At 62.8% G+C, this 17897-nt stretch carries 17 protein-coding genes, 2 tRNA genes and 2 pseudogenes; 10 read left to right on the top strand and 11 right to left on the bottom strand.

Going from position 1 to position 17897, the window contains the following annotated elements; genetic code table 11:
• Positions 1 to 12: 12 nt before the first annotated feature.
• A complete protein-coding gene (locus DRF71_RS27180; RefSeq protein ID WP_157970904.1) occupies positions 13 to 339 on the bottom strand; it encodes a hypothetical protein in 327 nt (108 codons plus the stop codon).
• Between the two features lie 746 nt (positions 340 to 1085).
• Between DRF71_RS27180 and DRF71_RS03300 the strand changes: the two genes are divergently transcribed.
• Complete coding sequence (locus DRF71_RS03300) at positions 1086 to 3008, top strand: GSCFA domain-containing protein (protein ID WP_157970905.1); 1923 nt, start codon at positions 1086 to 1088, stop codon at positions 3006 to 3008.
• A 166-nt stretch (positions 3009 to 3174) separates the two neighbouring features.
• Here the strand turns inward: DRF71_RS03300 and DRF71_RS03305 are convergent.
• A pseudogene (locus DRF71_RS03305) lies at positions 3175 to 3733 on the bottom strand (IS66 family transposase); the annotation flags it as partial.
• 251 nt (positions 3734 to 3984) lie between these two features.
• Here DRF71_RS03305 and DRF71_RS03310 point away from each other — a divergent pair.
• A complete protein-coding gene (locus tag DRF71_RS03310) occupies positions 3985 to 5157 on the top strand; it encodes a DNA cytosine methyltransferase (protein WP_232831276.1) in 1173 nt (390 codons plus the stop codon).
• Here DRF71_RS03310 and DRF71_RS03315 read toward each other — a convergent pair.
• Together DRF71_RS03315 and DRF71_RS03320 are read right to left on the bottom strand one after the other, a co-directional pair.
• Positions 5141 to 5797, bottom strand: a complete 657-nt coding sequence (locus DRF71_RS03315) for an Eco29kI family restriction endonuclease (RefSeq protein ID WP_112309142.1) — start codon at positions 5795 to 5797, stop codon at positions 5141 to 5143. The genes DRF71_RS03310 and DRF71_RS03315 overlap by 17 nt on opposite strands.
• 133 nt (positions 5798 to 5930) lie before the next feature.
• Positions 5931 to 6005: transfer RNA gene (locus tag DRF71_RS03320), tRNA-Thr, on the bottom strand.
• Positions 6006 to 6132: 127 nt separating this feature from the next.
• Between DRF71_RS03320 and DRF71_RS28385 the strand changes: the two genes are divergently transcribed.
• The 3 genes from DRF71_RS28385 (at position 6133) to DRF71_RS03335 (ending at position 8176) form a co-directional block, all read left to right on the top strand.
• The gene (locus DRF71_RS28385; protein WP_112309143.1) at positions 6133 to 6336 is read left to right on the top strand and encodes a hypothetical protein; all 204 of its coding nucleotides are present in this window, start codon (positions 6133 to 6135) and stop codon (positions 6334 to 6336) included.
• An 84-nt stretch (positions 6337 to 6420) separates the two neighbouring features.
• Positions 6421 to 7689, top strand: coding sequence for a UDP-N-acetylglucosamine 1-carboxyvinyltransferase (murA, locus tag DRF71_RS03330; protein WP_112309144.1), 1269 nt, complete (start codon positions 6421 to 6423; stop codon positions 7687 to 7689).
• A 10-nt stretch (positions 7690 to 7699) separates the two neighbouring features.
• Positions 7700 to 8176 (top strand): DUF2948 family protein, encoded by a 477-nt coding sequence (locus DRF71_RS03335; protein WP_112309145.1) that lies wholly within the window; start codon positions 7700 to 7702, stop codon positions 8174 to 8176.
• Positions 8177 to 8194: 18 nt separating this feature from the next.
• Here the strand turns inward: DRF71_RS03335 and DRF71_RS03340 are convergent, their stop codons facing one another.
• On the bottom strand, positions 8195 to 8701 hold the full coding sequence (locus DRF71_RS03340) for a hypothetical protein (RefSeq protein WP_112309146.1): 507 nt from the start codon (positions 8699 to 8701) through the stop codon (positions 8195 to 8197).
• Positions 8698 to 9948, bottom strand: a complete 1251-nt coding sequence (gene tyrS / locus DRF71_RS03345) for a tyrosine--tRNA ligase (RefSeq protein ID WP_112309147.1) — start codon at positions 9946 to 9948, stop codon at positions 8698 to 8700. The genes DRF71_RS03340 and tyrS overlap by 4 nt, the downstream gene beginning before the upstream one ends.
• A 187-nt stretch (positions 9949 to 10135) precedes the next feature.
• Here tyrS and DRF71_RS03350 point away from each other — a divergent pair, with 187 nt between their 5' ends.
• Together DRF71_RS03350 and DRF71_RS03355 are read left to right on the top strand one after the other, a co-directional pair.
• Positions 10136 to 11206, top strand: coding sequence for an anhydro-N-acetylmuramic acid kinase (locus DRF71_RS03350; RefSeq protein WP_232831366.1), 1071 nt, complete (start codon positions 10136 to 10138; stop codon positions 11204 to 11206).
• A gap of 274 nt (positions 11207 to 11480) precedes the next feature.
• Entirely contained in the window at positions 11481 to 12497 is a 1017-nt protein-coding gene (locus DRF71_RS03355; protein WP_157970906.1) for a Hint domain-containing protein, read from the top strand.
• 11 nt (positions 12498 to 12508) lie between these two features.
• On the opposite strand, the gene purN is transcribed toward DRF71_RS03355, so the two are convergent.
• Both purN and purM read right to left on the bottom strand, forming a co-directional pair.
• Complete coding sequence (purN, locus tag DRF71_RS03360) at positions 12509 to 13102, bottom strand: phosphoribosylglycinamide formyltransferase (RefSeq protein ID WP_112309150.1); 594 nt, start codon at positions 13100 to 13102, stop codon at positions 12509 to 12511.
• The gene (gene purM, locus DRF71_RS03365) at positions 13099 to 14169 is read right to left on the bottom strand and encodes a phosphoribosylformylglycinamidine cyclo-ligase (RefSeq protein ID WP_112309151.1); all 1071 of its coding nucleotides are present in this window, start codon (positions 14167 to 14169) and stop codon (positions 13099 to 13101) included. The genes purN and purM overlap by 4 nt, the downstream gene beginning before the upstream one ends.
• A gap of 174 nt (positions 14170 to 14343) precedes the next feature.
• Between purM and DRF71_RS03370 the strand changes: the two genes are divergently transcribed.
• A tRNA-Ile gene (locus DRF71_RS03370) sits at positions 14344 to 14419 on the top strand.
• Positions 14420 to 14583: 164 nt separating this feature from the next.
• Positions 14584 to 14778 (top strand): Arm DNA-binding domain-containing protein, encoded by a 195-nt coding sequence (locus DRF71_RS29330; protein ID WP_408634517.1) that lies wholly within the window; start codon positions 14584 to 14586, stop codon positions 14776 to 14778.
• A 305-nt stretch (positions 14779 to 15083) separates the two neighbouring features.
• Here the strand turns inward: DRF71_RS29330 and DRF71_RS29335 are convergent.
• The 3 genes and pseudogenes from DRF71_RS29335 to DRF71_RS27185 all read right to left on the bottom strand — a co-directional run.
• A pseudogene (locus DRF71_RS29335) lies at positions 15084 to 15335 on the bottom strand (phage major capsid protein); the annotation flags it as partial.
• Entirely contained in the window at positions 15241 to 15525 is a 285-nt protein-coding gene (locus DRF71_RS28970; protein ID WP_112309153.1) for a phage major capsid protein, read from the bottom strand. The gene DRF71_RS28970 and the pseudogene DRF71_RS29335, both read right to left, overlap by 95 nt.
• Before the next feature lie 3 nt (positions 15526 to 15528).
• Positions 15529 to 15705, bottom strand: coding sequence for a hypothetical protein (locus DRF71_RS27185; protein WP_157970907.1), 177 nt, complete (start codon positions 15703 to 15705; stop codon positions 15529 to 15531).
• Between the two features lie 740 nt (positions 15706 to 16445).
• Here DRF71_RS27185 and DRF71_RS03385 point away from each other — a divergent pair.
• Positions 16446 to 17708 carry an N-acetylmuramoyl-L-alanine amidase gene (locus tag DRF71_RS03385; RefSeq protein ID WP_232831277.1) on the top strand — a complete coding sequence of 421 codons (1263 nt, stop codon included), beginning with the start codon at positions 16446 to 16448 and terminating at the stop codon, positions 17706 to 17708.
• Positions 17709 to 17897 lie beyond the last annotated feature (189 nt).

Genomic DNA, 17897 nt, shown 5'->3' on the forward strand with positions numbered 1-17897 from the left:
CGGCAAGCCCCTTTAAAGCGGCGCGGATCTCGCGATCAAGATGCGCAGTGTCGGCTTTCGACAGATGCGCTGCCATACGGCCCGGGATTGCCAGCATTGCGGCGCGCACGTCGCGCAGACAGCAGACCATGCCTTTTCGACGGTAGAAGCACCGAGGAGTTCGCCGCGGCGGCGGGCGGTTTCTTGTTCGATCTTCTCGGCATCGGCCAGGGTGCGACGGAGTCGGGCTTCTGCAAGTTGTGCATCGACGCTGCCGGCCTCAGGTGCAGCCTTGCGAGGACGGCCCGGGCGGCGCGGAGTGCCGATAAGGTCAGCAATGGCTTGGGCGCGGTCACGCATTTCCGAATCCAGATTCATGTTTCAAAAAGTTTGTGGTGTCTGACGCTTCGGGGTCTATGTCCCCCGCGGCACCCGCCCCCAATGGGAGGACCCTGATAGGGTGTCCCGACGTGTCACCAGCCGCCCGTTCATGTCTCTCAGTGTCATCTTGTGTCATGGCGTGTCATTCCGATCAGGGAAGCGGTGCGTTCCTTGCGAGCGCGTCGACGTTCCTCCTCTTCACCACGCAAGCGCATCCCCTCGTTTCGGCCTGCGAGGTCATAGGTCAGGATCAGGTGAGACTGGTCGAGTGGAACAATCAGCACCTCATCCCTGTTGATGATCGCGCTGACGAATTGAGGCTGGGATTTGGGAAGTGAATCCGGGGCGCCCCACAATAGTTCGTGCCCTAGCCTCCACCGTCGAGGCGTATCCGCTCACGAGCCTTACGGGCGAAGCAAAACGGCGAACACGCTCCGAAGGATTGCCCCGGCTTTTGTGCCAGTAGAGACGCGGGCCTTTGGCGCGGATTGGCATTTTCTGATCAGCTCCGGCAATTGTGAGCGGTCGAGCCTCACGGCCCGGTCAATATGAATGAGAAACCCGTGATCCTCTGCGGCACGGCGCAAAGAGCGGGTCGCAGAGCATGAAGCGCCGCAGAGCAAAATGCCTTTGCCATGCGACGGCGGCTGGTGCAGACGCTGGCCGTATACTTATGTTAGGAAATGGTGGCACACTGACTCGCCCTTATAGCCGGAGAACGGGGTATGCGAATCCACGTCATAGGAAACTGCCAGGCCGCAGTGGTCACCGAGCAGATCAGGATGTTGCTGCCGGCGGCAGAAGTCTCCAGCGACATGATCCTTTCGAAAGTCGACGCACCGGAAGAATGCGATGTCGTTTTTATACAAAAGCCACATGAAGCACAGTTTCGCAGCTCTGCTTCCATTGGGCCAAAACTCGTCACCTGGCCGGCAATCACATTTGGCGGGTTTCACCCTGATATCGTGACGCTAAAGGGGATCCAATCGCCGACCGGCGGCTGGCATTCCGCGATTGCTCTGCAAGCCTACCGCCTTGGAATCTCAGAAGAAGATGCGCTGTCACTCTACCGCCCTGAGGTGTTTGAGCATCTGAACTTTCACCGTATCTACGATTTGGGCATGTCCCATTTGCGACACGGGCTTGAAGAAGTCGACTTCCCGGCAGACCGGATTCTGCATCGCTGGTCGAATGCAGGCTGCTTCATGCACGGGGTCAACCATCCACGCCGGGTGGCCATGGAAGATGTTTCACTGGAGATGGTACGCAAGCTGGGCCTCTCGCCCGATGACTACGCGCTGCGCAACTTCGGGATCGACCGGCTGGCTCTCTCTGCATGCTGGTCCGTCTATCCTTGGATCAGCGAACAGCGCGGCCTGGGCAAGGGCCAGTTCCTGTTCCGCAACGCCACCAACGCCACTAAAAACCCGGCGCGGATCTACTCGCTGCAGGAATTCGTCGCCGAGAGTTACCAGATCTATCGAGAGGCCGATCCGGAACTGCTGCAAAATGACCGGCTGAAACATGCGCGCTTCGAGGCACTGTCGGATTTGGTGCTTCGCAAGCCCGTGCGCAATGCTGCACCCGAAAACCCCTATCGGGGCCTGCCTGGCCATCAGTTCTGGAAGCACGGCGTCACTCGCCCCGCCAAAAGTGAAGTCGATCCGGTCGTTGCCCCGAAGTTCCCAATCCGTGCCGGCGATCTGGTTGCTACTGCCGGCAGCTGTTTCGCTCAGCATATCGCGCGCACGCTCGTAGCCTCTGGCTTCAATTATTACGTTGCCGAGACTGCGCCCGGCAACATGGCCAAAGATGAGGCGGAAGCGCGTCAGTTCGGCTTGTTCTCCGCCCGCTTTGGCAACCTCTATACTACGCGTCAGCTGGTGCAGCTATTCGACCGTGCATTCGGTCACTTTACACCGGAAGATAAAGCCTGGGAGGCTGGACCGGGCCGCCTCGTAGATCCGTTTCGCCCGACGGTCGAGCCCGATGGCTTCGAAAGCCTCGCCACGCTCGAGGCAGATCGCAACGCGCACTTTGCCTCGGTGCGCGACATGTTCACGCGGCTTGACACTTTCATCTTCACCCTCGGTCTGACCGAAGGCTGGCGCGCCAAATCGGATGGTGCCGTCTTCCCGCTGGCACCAGGAGTCTCTGGTGGTCAGATGGCGCCTGAAAGATACGAATTCGTCAACTTCACCGTCGAGGAGGTGAAGGAGGATTTGGAGGAAATCTGGAAACGAATCCGTTCGATCAATCCGGTGGCGAAAATGATCCTCACCATCTCGCCGGTGCCTCTGATCGCAACATATGAGCCGCGCCATGTGCTGGTTTCAACCGTTGCCTCCAAGTCCATTCTGCGCGCCGCAGTGGAGGATATCACACGTCGAGAAAGCGATGTGGCCTATTTTCCTTCCTTCGAAATCATTACGGGCCAGCATGCCGGAAACACCTATTTCGAAGACGATCTTCGCTCCGTGCGTCCCGAAGGTGTGGCCCATGTAATGTCGCTGTTCCTTAAACACTATGCAGGAATCTCAACCACCTCTGCCTCTGCGAGCACCACCCCGGAAGAGGAAGAGGAGTTCGCAAGAGAAGCTGAAAAGAGTGCAGCAGTTGTTTGTGATGAAGAACGTATAGCATTTTAGGATATTAGGATTGGCCATCAAGATGAGCTGCCCTGACAATGCCCGGGCGGCTCAGCGAATGATCACCGGGCGACTATCAGAAGCTAAAGACAGTTGCGCGCCAGCTGGCTGCGGACAGATCGATTGATGTACCGGTACTGTTGCGCAATCGTAATCGATGTCCCGATCACACGTTGACGGTGTAGTTCCATGGGAGCAGGTTTTGGATCTGGCTCTGCTTGTGGCCTTTGGCGATGGGGGTGAGCGTGGTTGTCAGCCACGCGTGGGGATCGACGCCGTTCATTTTGCAGGTCTCGATCAGCGAGGCGATGACGGCCCAATTTTCGGCACCGGCGTTATGATGCGAAGAGGGCGTTTTTGCGGTTCAGGGCGTTTTTGCGGTTCAGGGCGATGGGGCGGATCGTGCGCTCGACAGTATTGCTGTCCAACTCGACGCGGCCATCGGTCAGGAAGCGGCCCAGACCGTTGCGGTATTTGGCGATATAGGCCAGCGCCTCGCCCAAGGGCGATTTTGCGGACGCGCGGGCGCGGTGATGGCTTAGCCAAGTATCGATGCGGGCGAGGATCGGGGCGGAGCGTTCCTGCCGGACGGCAAGTCGGGTTGCGGGGTCGTTGCCGCGGATGTCGGCCTCGATGGCATAGAGATCGCGGATAAGTGCCACGCCTTCCTCTGCAATTGGCGCGGAACCGGTGCGGGTGATCTCGACCAGTTTGCGGCGCGCGTGAGGCAGGCGCGCTTGCAGCGTCTCTGGGCCACGCTGTCGAGGCTCGGGTGACAGACCCCGCCGGAGCCTTCGCCGGGGCTGCCCTTGGGCGGGTGACTGGCCTAGCGGACTGGCTGCCCTTCGGCTCTGCGCGGCCTGAGGCCTTGGCAAATAGCAATTGTTCACTCATTGTTCCCATTGTGACGTGCTATCGGCTTGACTTGAATCGGTGAGTAAGGCGATTTGGGCAAAAAGTTTCGGAGTTGCGACCCATGGGCCTGATGCGGTCGATAGAGCTTTTCGTTGGTGCCGGTGGCCTTGGTATTGCTGCCAGCCGATCCGGCTTCGCACCTGCCGTTGTGATCGACTGGGACAAGTGGGCCTGCGACACAATCCGTGAAAACAAGCAGCGCGGCCTTGCCCCCTTCGCCCACTGGAACGTAGTCGAGTGCGATATTCGCGGTTTTGACTTCGGGCAGGTGAAGGGTCCTATCGACTTGGTGACCGGCGGTCCCCCGTGCCAACCATTCTCCCTTGGTGGCCAGCATCGCGCCTTCCTAGACACTCGTGACATGTTTCCGCAAGCGGTGCGCGCGGTTCGGACCCTCCGGCCCAAGGCATTCGTCTTTGAGAACGTGAAGGGGCTGACCCGCGCGACCTTTGCCAGTTATCTAGAATACATCAGGCTCCAACTGCGGCACCCGGACGTGGTGGTGCGTGACGGCGAACCTTGGATAGACCATCTGGCGCGGTTGGAAGAGTTTGAGACCTCCGGCAGCCACGATGGCCTCCACTACAACGTGGTGATGCGCGTCCTGAACGCCGCCAACTACGGTGTGCCGCAGCGGCGGGAGCGGGTGTTCATCGTCGGCTTTCGGTCGGACCTTGCCTTTGACTGGCACTTCCCATCGCCCACTAACGGACAGGACGCGCTGCTTTGGTCGCAGTGGCGTTCCGGCGAATACTGGGACCTGCACCGGGTCGCCAAGAAAGACCGTCCCGAGGCTGGCAGTGGTCGCGCGCGGGCTTTGAAGTTGGCATCCCCGCCGATGGAGGAGCCTTGGCTGACTGTGCGTGATGCCATCTCCGACCTGCCAGACCCAGAACATTCGCCAGAGAAGGCGCGCGCCTACCACGACCACCGCTTCATGGGCGGGGCGCGGACCTATGCGGGCCACACCGGAAGCCCGCTGGATGAGCCTGCCAAGACCTTGAAGGCCGGGGTGCATGGTGTTCCCGGGGGCGAGAACATGCTGCGGCGAGCGGATGGGTCGGTGCGCTACTTCACCGTCAGGGAGAGCGCGCGCTTGCAGACATTCCCTGATGAGATGGTGTTCCACGGGTCTTGGACTGAATCCATGCGCCAGCTAGGCAACGCGGTCCCGAGCTTGATGGCAGAACATGTCCTGACCAGTGTGAAGCGGCGGCTCACACAAACTTCGTGATGCGCTCATACATGCGCCGCAGCGTCGGGTCGGCATAGTCTGACGCAAGGTCGGTTGTCCGCTGGCGGATCAGTTCCTCAGCCTTGACCGCCCCCTCCGTCCCCGCTGGCCTGCCGCCGCGACCGGGGTGGAGTGAGTCCCAGAGGCCGGGCGTTCCTGTCATTCGGTTCTTGCCAACAACCTTGCTGCCGAAGCTCATCCCGTTCCAGACGGGCCGAAAGACACGGATCATCACCGACTCAGCAAGGGTGATGTAGGCGTCGTTCAGAACCAGCGCCCTGCACTGGAAGTCGGACAGCGACAGGTTGTTGACGGCTGCGATGGACCGGGAGTGTTCTGCGATCCTGTCATAGAGCTTGCGCGCCCGAGTGCCGCTGGGGCTGAACCCCTGCTTGGAGCTCTCGCCCGCCGCCTTGCCGATGTAGATCGGATACTTGAACCGCCTGCCATCCAGAGAGACGAGGCTGCTGTAGGCGGTATGGTCGCCGCTGTAGTAGAGCGCATAGACCCCGGCCCCGGCGAAGGGGGTGGGCGGCGGCATTGCGAGAAGCGGCTGCTCCAACAATTCCACAGCCAGCGTCACGCCGACATTCTCGACTGACAGCGGGTCAAACTCAGTTGGGGCAAATGAATCGGCCATACCCCGGTTATTGCACAGCAATCTGAGGCTGTCGCCCTGAAGTTGCTGGCGCCAATATTGCCCAGGGTAACGCGGGATAACGATCCGGCTTGACCGCCGCTTCCGCCTAACCGCTTGTTTTCCTAAGGATTTATGGTGCTGTGAGAGAGGATTGAACTCTCGACCTCTCCCTTACCAAGGGAGTGCTCTACCACTGAGCTACCACAGCGCCGTCTCGGTGAGCGGGGGAATAACCACAAACATTCGGGACCGCAAGCCCCTTTTCATGCTCTTGTGAGCGCTCTGTTTCGGCGGGCTCTGGACCGTGCCTCGGGGAGAGGGTATTTCTTCCCGCCATGGACAGGTCTTCGGAAAATGGTGGCGGCGAGAAGCCTTTGGGCAGGAAGCCCGCGCAGGCTGCGACGACGCGGGAAGGGCGGCTCAAGGCGGCTCTCAAGGCCAATATGGCCCGGCGCAAGTCTCAGGCCAGGGGGCGGGCGGAGGCTGATGAGGGCGGATCCGGGGATGGCCCAGACGAAGGCGCCGGCGAAGACAGCTGACCGGCGCCCTGGCGCAACGGATCGCAGCGGCGGGCGGAAGAACGGCTAACACGGCATAACAAAGACAAAGGGTAAGAGGCGGGCATGGATTCGATTCTGGTTAAGGGTAACGGGCCGCTGAATGGTGTGATCCCCATCGCGGGCGCCAAGAATGCCTGCCTCACGCTGATGCCGGCGACGCTGCTCTCGGAAGAGCCGCTGACGCTGACCAATGCACCGCGGCTTTCGGATATCCGGACCATGACGAGCCTGTTGCAATCGCTGGGGGCCGAGGTCTCGGCGCTGCAGGATGGCAAGGTGATCACCATGTCCTCGCATGGCATGCTGAACCCGACCGCCGATTACGACATCGTCCGCAAGATGCGGGCGTCGAACCTGGTGCTGGGCCCCTTGCTGGCGCGACTGGGGCATGCGGTGGTCTCGCTGCCGGGCGGCTGCGCGATCGGGGCACGGCCAATGGATATCCATATCGACGCGCTGGCGGCGCTTGGCGCCGAGATCGACCTGCGCGATGGCTATCTGCATGCGAAGACGCAAGGCGGGCTGAAAGGCGCGGTGCATGAAATGCGCTTTGCCTCCGTGGGTGCTACCGAGAATTTCGTGATGGCGGCAACGCTGGCAAAGGGCACATCGGTCCTGAAAAACGCGGCGCGGGAGCCGGAGATCGTCGACCTCGTACAGTGTCTGCGCCGCATGGGCGCCGAGATCGAGGGCGAGGGCACATCGACCATCACAATCCAGGGCGTCGACCGGCTGCGCGGTGCGACCCATCCGGTGGTGACCGACCGGATCGAGCTGGGCACCTATATGCTGGCGCCGGCGATCTGCGGCGGCGAGGTGGAATGCCTGGGCGGGCGGATCGACCTGCTGGCGGCCTTTTGTGAAAAGCTTGATGAGGCGGGGATTTCCGTTACCGAGACCGAAAAGGGCCTGAAGGTTGCGCGCAGGAATGGGCGTGTGAAGGCGGTGAATGTGGTGACCGAGCCCTTCCCGGGCTTCCCCACCGATCTTCAGGCGCAGATGATGGCGCTTTTGTGCACCGCCGAGGGCACCTCTGTGCTGGAAGAAAAGATCTTTGAAAACCGCTTCATGCATGCGCCCGAACTGATGCGGATGGGCGCCCGGATCGAGGTTCATGGCGGCCATGCCACGGTTTATGGCGTCGAAAAGCTGCGCGGCGCGCCGGTGATGGCGACCGATCTGCGCGCGAGCGTGTCGCTGATTCTGGCGGGCCTTGCGGCCGAGGGCGAAACGGTGGTCAGCCGCGTCTATCACCTTGATCGCGGTTATGAGCGGGTCGAGGAAAAGCTGCTGGCCTGCGGCGCCCATATCGAGCGGATCAGCGGCAGCTGAGGAGAAGACAATGGCAGATGCACGTTTCGAGGATGGCGATGAGGCGCCGCTGAAGCTGGTCGCGCTGGAGCCGGCGGATCTGACGGTGATCGCCAGCCTGATCCAGGACGCGGTTCTGCCGGGATCCGAGATGAAATACGACCGCAGGCGGCGCCGGTTCGCGGCGCTGATCAATCGGTTTCGCTGGGAAGACAGTGCTTTCGCCGAACGGGCCGGGCGCCCTTATGAGCGGGTGCGAAGCCTGTTGACCGTCGAAGACGTGCTTGAGGTGCGCAGCCAGGGCATCAGCCCGGGCGATGCCGGTCAGGTGCTCTCGATCCTCGACCTGCATTTTGTGCCGGGCGAGGATGGGGCAGGGGTGCTGACGCTGATCCTGGCCGGAGACGGGCTGATCGAGCTGCGGCTTGAGGCGCTGGAAGTCGTGCTGAGCGATGTGACAAAGCCCTATATCGCGCCCTCGGGCAAGAAGCCCGGGCATGGCGACTGAGCCCCGCGCCCGTCCGGCTCAGCCTGGCGGGCAGGTGGTCAGCCAGAGCTGATCCCAGGGCTCATCGCCGGGGCTGTCGAAAATCTCATAGCGCAGCTGCCGGCCCAGATCGGTGAACAAAAGGCTGGGTGGTGCCTTTTCGCCCTCGACCGGGAAGGCGCCGATCTGGTTGGCTTCCACTGAATAGACCAGCCCCTCCCAGACGCGGCAGGCTTCCAGTTCTTCCTCTGTCGGCCCCTCATCGGGGCCGGGGATCGGGCAGCCAAGATAGATCTGTCCGGTATCGCGGCTGGTGCCCATATTGGTCCGGATGACGCCCCAGAGATTGCGGCCGTCCTGCAGTTCGACATCGAAAATCGCGACGGTCATGCCGGTCTGTTCCCAGCTTTTCATTGGCCGGAACGAGATGCGGAAGCCGCTATCCTCATGCGCATAGACCGCACGCTCTGGCGGGCAGGCGACCTCGGCGATTGCGGGTGCCGCCATTCCGGCCAGGGCGATCAGGGTGGCTGCGGCGCGGATCACTCCAGCACCACCAGTGCGTGCCGTTTCTTGCCAGCGGTGAGCTTGACCGGATCGGCCAGCTCACCCGCGCCAAGGCGCAGGCCCGCATCAAGGATCAGCTCGTCATTCATCTTCGCGCCGCCCTCGGCGATCAGGCGCTTGGCATCCTTGCCCGAGCCCGAAAGCCCGGCGCGCACCAGCAGCTGTACGATGCCGATCCCGTCGGCCAATTCGGCGGCGGTCAGGGCAACGGTCGGCAGGTCGTCACCGATACCGCCCTTTTCAAACACTTCGCGCGCGGTGGCCTCGGCGGCCCGTGCCGCCTCTTCGCCATGCAAAAGCCCGGTCGCGAGATTGGCGAGGATGATCTTACCCTCGTTGATCTCTGACCCTTGCAGCGCGCCCAGGCGGTCACATTCCTCAACCGGCAATTCGGTGAAGATTTTCAGGAACTTCGCCACATCGGCATCGGTCGTGTTGCGCCAGAACTGCCAGAACTCATAGGCCGAGAGCATCTGGTCATTCAGCCAGACCGCGCCATTGGCCGATTTACCCATCTTGCGCCCGTCCGAAGTGGTCAGAAGCGGCGTCGTCAGCCCGTAAATCTCGCGATCCGCCACGCGGCGGGCAAGGTCGATGCCATTGACGATATTCCCCCACTGATCCGAGCCGCCCATCTGCAACAGGCAGCCGTAACGGCGGTTGATCTGGACGAAATCATAGGCCTGGAGGATCATGTAGTTGAATTCGAGGAAGGAGAGGCTCTGCTCCCGGTCCAGCCGCGATTTGACCGATTCAAAGGACAGCATCCGGTTGACCGAGAAATGCCGCCCTATATCGCGCAGGAAGTCCAGATAATTCAGATTATCCAGCCATTCCGCATTGTTGAGCATGATCGCGCCATTCGGCGCATCCGAGTAATCGAGATATTTCGCGAAAACCCGGCCCATACCGGCGATATTCTCGTCGATCTTTTCCGGCGTCAGCAGCGGGCGCTCCTCTGACCGGAACGAGGGATCCCCCACCTTGGTCGTGCCGCCGCCCATCAGCGTGATCGGCTTATGGCCGGTTTTTTGCAGCCAGCGCAGCACCATGATGTTCATCAGATGGCCGACATGCAGGCTTGCCGCCGTTGCGTCATAGCCGATATAGGCGGGCACCACCCCCCTGATCAGCGCCTCGTCCAATGCCTGATAATCGGTGCAATCGGCGACAAAGCCGCGCTCGAACATCACGCGCAGGAATTCTGATTTCGGATGGTAGGTCATGGGTCGCGCTCCGCGCTCTCGCTTGCATATAGTCAGGCGGGTATAGCCGGGCGAGGCTAAAAGGAAAAGCCGGGTGGGGGCAAAAGGAAAGATGGGCAGCAAGGCTGAAAAAGATCCGTGGAAAAGCGGGCCAGATGGCAAAGTGGTCGGGGGGGCGGCCGGGTCTGCGGTCTGGGCTCTGGGCACGATGTCGGGCACCTCGCTGGACGGGGTTGATGCGGCGATGGTGTTGACCGATGGGCATCAGGTGCTGGAATTCGGGCCTTCGGCCTTCCGCCCCTATACCGCCAGTGAACAGGTGGTTTTGCGCGCCGCGCTTGGCCACTGGCCGGGCGATCCCGGTGTGGCAGAAGCGGCGGAGGTGGTTGAGACCGCCCATGCCGAGGTGATGTCGCGCTTTGACGGTGTGCAGATCGCGGGTTTTCATGGCCAGACGCTCGCGCATGATCCGGGCGGGCGGGGCACCCATCAGGCCGGCAATGGCCAGCTGCTGGCCGATACGCTCGGGGTTCCGGTTCTGTGGAATTTCCGCTCGGCCGATGTGCAGATGGGCGGGCAGGGGGCACCGCTGGCGCCGTTCTACCATTTTGCGCTGGCGCGACGGATCGGGGCGAGCGAGCCGCTGGCCTTCCTGAACCTTGGCGGTGTCGGCAATCTGACCTGGATCGACCCGGCGCTGCCGCATCCCGAATCCGAGGGCGCGCTGCTGGCTTTCGACACCGGCCCGGCCAATGCGCCGGTGAATGACCTGATGCAGGCTCGGCTTGGCAAAAGCCATGACGAGGGCGGCAGCATTGCGGCGAAGGGCCGGGTGAAAAAGCCGGTGCTGGACCAGTTCCTCGCCCACCCGTATTTCCTGAAAATCCCACCGAAATCGCTGGATCGCGACGGCTTTCCGGGGCTGGCGGCAGCGGTCAGAAAGCTCGACACGGCGGCGGCGGCGGCGACGCTGACCGCTGCGGCGGTCTCGGCGGTGGTCGAGGGTGCGAAGCACTTCCCCAGCCCGGTCTCGCGGCTGCTGGTGACCGGCGGCGGGCGTCATAATCCGGTGATGATGAAAGGGCTGGCAAAGCGCCTTGGCTGTCCGGTCGATCCGGTCGAGGCGGTGGGGCTGGATGGCGATATGCTGGAGGCCCAGGCCTTTGCCTTCCTTGCGGTGCGGGTGGCAAAGGGGCTGCCGACATCCTGCCGGATGACCACCGGCGTTGCGGCCAATATCGGCGGCGGAACCCTGTCGCGCCCGGTCACCTCTGACTGAGCAAAAGGGCCGGAAATTTCCGGCCCTGGCAAACCGGGCCCTGGCAAACCCGGCCCTGGCAAAAGCCGCTCTGGCAAAACCCGGCAACACCACCTGGTTCCAGGTGCTGTTGCCGCATTATCGCACAATATGAGGCATCTGCCGCACCAAAAACTTTGCCTGGCGGGCGTTTCATTCCTGCGTTAAAATCCTATCTGTTGCCAGGTGTCGCGATGGGGGTTGCGGCGCTGATTTGCGCCTCTGACGGGGCGTCCGTTCTGAATGGATGACTGGCTTGGCAACCTTTGAATATTACCTGACCGGCGATCAGATTGGCACCTATGGTTCTGCCAGCGGTCAGGGTAATGGCATGCAGATGGTCGTGACCCTGACCAATGTGCAGGCGATCGGCAGCTCGACAGATATCTACCGCATCGTGGTCACCCAGGCCAATTCCAGCGATACCAGCTTGCGCAATGGCCAATGGGTCTCGATCTACAGCTGGTCGGAAAGCAATCCCTCGGGCCGCCTTGTCTACAGCCAGCTGAACCCGCAGGACGATATGTTCCAGGGGCGGGCCTCCGGCGTGAATTACCAGGTCTTCAGCTACAGCTCCAATCTGGTGATCGACCTGCGCGGCGTGACGCCCGGCACCATGACCTATGGGGTCGAGCAGAACGAGGCGCTGAATATGCGGATGCCCTTCACGGGTTTCGCGACCACACCGCAAGAGCTTTTGCCTCCAACGCCCTGTTTTCTCAGCGGAACCCGTATTCTGACCCGGCGCGGACTGGTCACGGTCGAGGCATTGCAGGTCGGTGACCGGGTCTGGACGCGCGGCCATGGCATGCAGCGGATCCGCTGGATCGGCTCGGCCCCGGCGGCGGGGATCGCCCATCTGGCGCCGGTGCGGTTCGATGCCGGGGTGCTGGGCAATGACCGCCCGGTCTGGCTGTCGCAGCAGCATCGCGTGTTGATCAGCGGCTGGCAGGCGCAGCTGAATTTCGGCGCGGATGAGGTGCTGGTCGCGGCGGTGCATCTGGTCGATGGCGAGCGTATCCGCATCGAAAGCCGGCCGCTGGTGCAATACTGGCATATGGCTTTCGCGCAGCATGAAATCATCTGCGCCGAGGGCATGCTGGCCGAAAGCCTGTTCCCCGGCCCGATGGCGCTTGGCTCGCTGGTGCCCGAGGCCCGGGCCGAGATCCTTGCGCTGTTCCCCGATTATTTCGGCGACAGCGCCAGGGAAACCCCGCAGACCACGCGGCAATGCCTGAACCGGCGCGAGGCGCGGCTGGTGCATCTGGTCTGACGCCTGGCGGCTCAGCTGCCGAAGAAAACCGGGCTGTGATCGCCGCCTGCATAGCGGCGCAGCACTGCCGGGTAGAGGCGGTGTTCCTCGCGCAGCACCCTTGCGGCAAGGGTCTCAGAGGTGTCGCCTGCCAGCACCGGCACCCGCGCCTGGCCCAGAAGCGGCCCGTCATCCAGCACCGCCGTCACCTCATGCACGGTGCAGCCGGCCTCAGGATCGCCGGCATCCAGCGCACGCTGATGGGTATGCAGCCCCGGATATTTCGGCAAAAGCGACGGGTGGATATTCAGCATCCGGCCCTGAAACCGCGCGACAAAGCCCGGCGTCAGCACCCGCATGAACCCGGCAAGGCAAAGGATATCCGGCTCGGCCGCCTCGATATGGGCGATCAGTGCAGTCTCAAAAGCCGCGCGGTCGCCCTGGAAGGGGCGGTGATCGACTGCCGCTGTCGCGATACCGGCCGCGCATGCCTTTTCCAGCCCCGAAGCCCTGGGGTCATTCGACGCCACCAGCACCGGCCGCGCCGGATGATCACCGGTCATCGAATTGACCAGCGCCACCATATTCGAGCCACCCCCCGAAATCAGGATGGCCACGCGTTTCACAACAGGCGCCCTTTATAGATCACGCCCTCGCCCGAGGCGTCCTGTGCCACGATCCGCCCCATGCGCACCGGCTCTTCGCCGGCGGCTTTCAGGCTTGTCTCGACCCCATCCGCCTGGGCCGGATCGACCACGAGGATCATGCCGATGCCGCAGTTGAAGGTCTTCAGCAGTTCCGGCTCCGACATGCCGGCGGTCTCGGCCAGCCAGCGGAAGACGGCGGGCAGATCCCAGGCGCCAAGGTCGATCTCGCAGGCCAGGCCTTCGGGCAGGACACGCGGCGGGTTCTCGGTGATGCCGCCGCCGGTGATATGGGCAAGCCCATGCACGCCGCCGAGCCTGGCCGCCGCCAGCGCCTGCTTCACATAAAGCCGGGTGGGCGCAAGCAGCGCCTCGCCCAGGGTCGATTGCGCCCAGGGGCAGGGATCGGACCAGGAAAGGCCGGAAATCTCGACCACCTTGCGCACGAAACTGTAGCCGTTGGAATGCACGCCGCTGGAGCGCAGGCCGATCAGCACATCGCCCTCGGCCACCCCGGCGGGCAGGTGGGTGCCGCGCTCCATCGCGCCGACCGCAAAGCCCGCAAGGTCGAAATCGCCCTTGTGATACATGCCCGGCATTTCTGCGGTCTCGCCCCCGATCAGCGCACAGCCGGAATCCGCGCAGCCTTTGGCGATCCCTTCGATGATGCGGGTCGCCTGATCGACATCAAGCTTGCCGGTCGCGAAATAGTCTAAGAAAAACAGTGGCTCAGCGCCCTGACATACCAGGTCGTTGACGCACATTGCCACAAGGTCGACGCCGATCGTATCGACATTGCCGGTATCGATCGCGATCCGCAGTTTGGTGCCGACACCATCGGTTGCGGCCACGAGGATCGGATCTTTATAGCCGGCATCTTTCAGATCAAAAAGCGCGCCAAACCCACCGAGTCCGCCCATCACGCCGCTGCGCGATGTGGCCTTTGCCGCCGGTTTGATACGGTCAACCAGCCGGTTGCCGGCATCGATATCGACGCCTGCGCCCGCATAGGTCAGCCCCTGTTTCCCGGTATTCCCGCTCGTGGTCATTCGCCCGTCTCCCGGCCCGCTGATCGCCCGTTCTGTGTCAGGTCCGCTTAGACCAAAGCCCCGCAAAGCGCAACGCGCCCCGGAGCCGCGAAAGCCCCGCCTTTGTCGAATCCTTGACCCCCGCCGGTCATCTGCTAGGCAGAGCGCATCCTCGCCGGCCAACGGCGCCATCGGGGGCCTGTAGCTCAATGGTCAGAGCAGGGCGCTCATAACGCCTTGGTTGGGGGTTCGAGTCCCTCCGGGCCTACCAACCCTCCGTCTCAGTACGTCTCACAACGTCTCAATTTCCGTTGTTTTACTTGGTTTTTGGGACAGAATCGTTCAAATGCTGGGGCTTCGAAAATCCCGGTTCAGAACAGAAACGTGGTATCCAACGAGTCGCGATACCACGTGTGGCCGTAGGGGAAATACCACGTGCTTTCTGATGCAAAGATTCGGGGGCTAAAGCCTCGTGACAAAAGCTATCGCGTGACCGACTCGGCCCGCTTGTATCTGCAAATCGAGCCTGGTGGAGGCAGGCACTGGCGTTTTGGTTACAGCTTTGGCGGCAAACAGAAGACGCTAAGCCTTGGCTCATATCCGGACGATGCGGGTGAAGGAGTCCTGTGATGGAAGATAGCAAGATGCTCTGTATCGCAACTTCTGAGGGCGGCGCGAAACGCGTCGATCCTATCGCAATTTCGGGTCCTTCCCCCCGCCACCGCCTTGCGGGGTCCTCTGAGCCACATTGTGTTTCTCTTCACAAGATTTTTCGAAATCGGAAATTCTGCGATGTATGACGATTTTGAAGACCTGCTGGGCAGCGCCACAATCGAAAACACGCCTGCCTCTCTGCCGATTGAACTGGACGAAAGGCGCATGCCCCAGGTCGCATTTGCCCGGTAGAAGGGTTTCAGGGCATAGAACAGGGAAATCAGCAGATCGGCGGGCGCGGTGCCCAGGGTCGCGGCTGCCCCGGTCGCCAATGCCCCGGCCTGGATCGTGGTATCTGTCAGAAGGCCGCTCGGCTGCCCCGTGCCGGTGCCGGTGAGGAAGGCTTTCCCTTCGAGGCGGCCAAATTCCTCGGCGGCGTCAAAGGCCCAGTTCCCCGGCGAGGTCGAGGGCGCTGTCTTCCAGAAGGGCGTTGCTGATCGTGGTGAAGCACCGTGCGGTGTGAGCCGGGACATTCACCTGGCCAAAGGTCGGGTTTGTCTCGGCGCTGTCATCGCCTTCATCCACCCAGGCGGCGGTCATGGTGCCGGTGCGCTTCGGCAATTTCACCGCATCCCCGGTGATGGAAAGCACCCGTGCAACGCTGCGGATCGGGCTGAAATTGACGATATTGCGGAGAAGCTCGGCCACAAAGGTTTCGGGCACGGTTTAGCCGCCGCCCGCGCCAGCGGTGCCGGAGACGATTGCCGCGCGATTCTCCTGGCCTTCCGGGAAAGCACCACGGCGGGCATAGTTCAGGAAGTGGCGAATTTCCTCGGTCTGGCCCGTGGTCGTCTCGGTGGTGCCGGGGCGATTGGCGCGGGTCTCCAACCAGCAGCGACACATAGTCCCACGCCAGGGCCTGCGTCCGGGCGCTGTCGTGATTTCCCACCAGCAGATGCCGTCGCACAGCGGGAAGCTTGGCGACGATACCCTGCAGCCAGCCCTCGTTCTTCGCTTTGGGACCAAAGGGGAAGTCACCGATGATCCGGAGGCGATCCCCGGGGCCGACTGGCACGGTTCCGCGCCTCGTCTGGTTGCGTGAATGTTGCGTGAATCTCGCAAATACACACGGCGTTATGACGCTGGAAGCTGTCCTGCGATGGAGGGGCTGAACTTGATCGGAGACCAGCGCGCAGGCAATCCAGCGACGGAACTCAGGCTCGCCGGGCTGCAAGCCTGGTATAGGCAGACCGCCCGCCCGCTTGGGAATGCGGTCTGACGCCGCCCCGCGCGCGTTTGTTCGCGCGTTTGTTCTCGCGTTGGTGCAGGTGCCCGCCTTCTGGCGTGACCTCCTGCACGGCAGGCCTGTTTCCGGGCGGAAAGGGAGCGACGAACAGCGGCCTCAGTTGTGCGCGGCGCTGCCATGAAAATCTCCTTTCCATTCGTCGGATAATGGAAACCGGACCTCCCGGTCAGCGCAGCCCGCAGGGCGGTCTGACAAGGAATGGCCGCAGGGACGCGTCTTGCCGGCGGGGATCCTGTCAGCAAGGTGAGTGGACTTCGCGCGCCGGATTTCCCATAGTCACACCGTCATTTCCCGGATCAGCGCAAGAGCCGGGTGCGGGTTGCGGGGATCGGGCGGAATGTGGATTTCAGGGCTGGCGCGGGTTCAGGCGCTTGTCATTGCTTTTGCCATGCCTCTGACGGGGCTCAGGGCGGAAACGCCGGGTGCGGATGCAGTAAGGGATGCGGCCGCCCTGACGGCACTTGCCCGGTTCGATCCGATGAAATCCGCGCTTTCCGAGGCGAATGGCAGCCTGGTGCTGGATCTCTCAATCAGCCAGCCGGTGCCCTGGCGGGTCAGGATGCTGGATAATCCGCCGCGCATGATCCTTGATATGCGCGAGGTGGACTGGGCGGGGCTGGACCGGATGCCCCAGGCGGCGGCGCCGGTCAGGGCGCTGCGGGCCGGGATTTTCCGTCCCGGCTGGTCGCGCCTCGTGATCGAGCTGGACGGGCCCTGGCTGGTCGCGCGTGCGGGCATGGAAACCGGCAAAGCGGGGGCGGCACAGCCCGCGCGGCTGATGATCACGCTGTCGCCCAGTTCGGATGCCAATTTCGCGAAGATCACCGCGCTGCCGGAGCCGGCGGAATGGGCGCTGCCGGCGCCGGCCGAGATCCCGGTGATCGAGAAGCGCGCCGGCGGTCCGATCATCATCGTGCTGGATCCCGGTCATGGCGGCATCGACCCGGGCGCCGAGCGCGATGGCCATAAAGAGGCCGATCTGATGCTGGTTTTCGCGCGGGAACTCAGGGAGCTGCTGGCGCGTGACGAGCGCTTTCAGGTGGTGCTGACCCGCGAAGAGGATATTTTCGTGCCTCTGGAGGCGCGGATTTCAGTGGCACGGGCGGCGGGGGCGGATCTGTTTCTTTCGCTCCATGCGGATGCGCTGGCCGAGGGCGAGGCGCATGGAGCGACGCTTTACACGCTCTCGGCCGAGGCCAGCGATGCGGCGGCCGCGGCGCTGGCCGAGCGCCATAAGCGCGACGATCTGCTGGCAGGGATCGACCTTTCCGCCCAGGACGATCTGGTGGCCTCGGTGCTGATCGACATGGCGCGGACCGAGACCAGGCCCAGGATCGACCGGCTGGTGGCGGCGCTGGAGGCCTCTATCAAGGGGGCGGATCTGAGGATGCACCGCAAACCGCATCAGGAGGGCGGGTTTTCGGTGCTGAAATCGCCTGATATTCCTTCGGTTCTGGTTGAGCTGGGGTTTCTGTCCTCGGCGCGGGATATGAAGCGGCTGACAGATCCGGACTGGCGCGGGCGGATGGCGCTGGCGCTTCGTGAGGGGATCCTGGCCTGGGCGAAGGAAGATGCGGCTTTGCGCGCGGCGCGGGACTGAGTGCGGGATTGGGCGGCCGCATCGGCTGGCCGGGCAGGGGGGCGCTGCCCCCGTCATGGCAGGGCCATGACTCCCCCGGGATATTTTCGGACAGATGAAAATACGGCGCGGCGCCCCTGGGCAAGGAGCCTGGACAGATAGAATGGGCAGGGAGGCGGATTCCGCCGGGGGTGACGATCTGGTGAAGGC

This window comes from Pseudogemmobacter bohemicus (assembly GCF_003290025.1).
In the GTDB taxonomy this organism is placed as follows: domain Bacteria; phylum Pseudomonadota; class Alphaproteobacteria; order Rhodobacterales; family Rhodobacteraceae; genus Pseudogemmobacter; species Pseudogemmobacter bohemicus.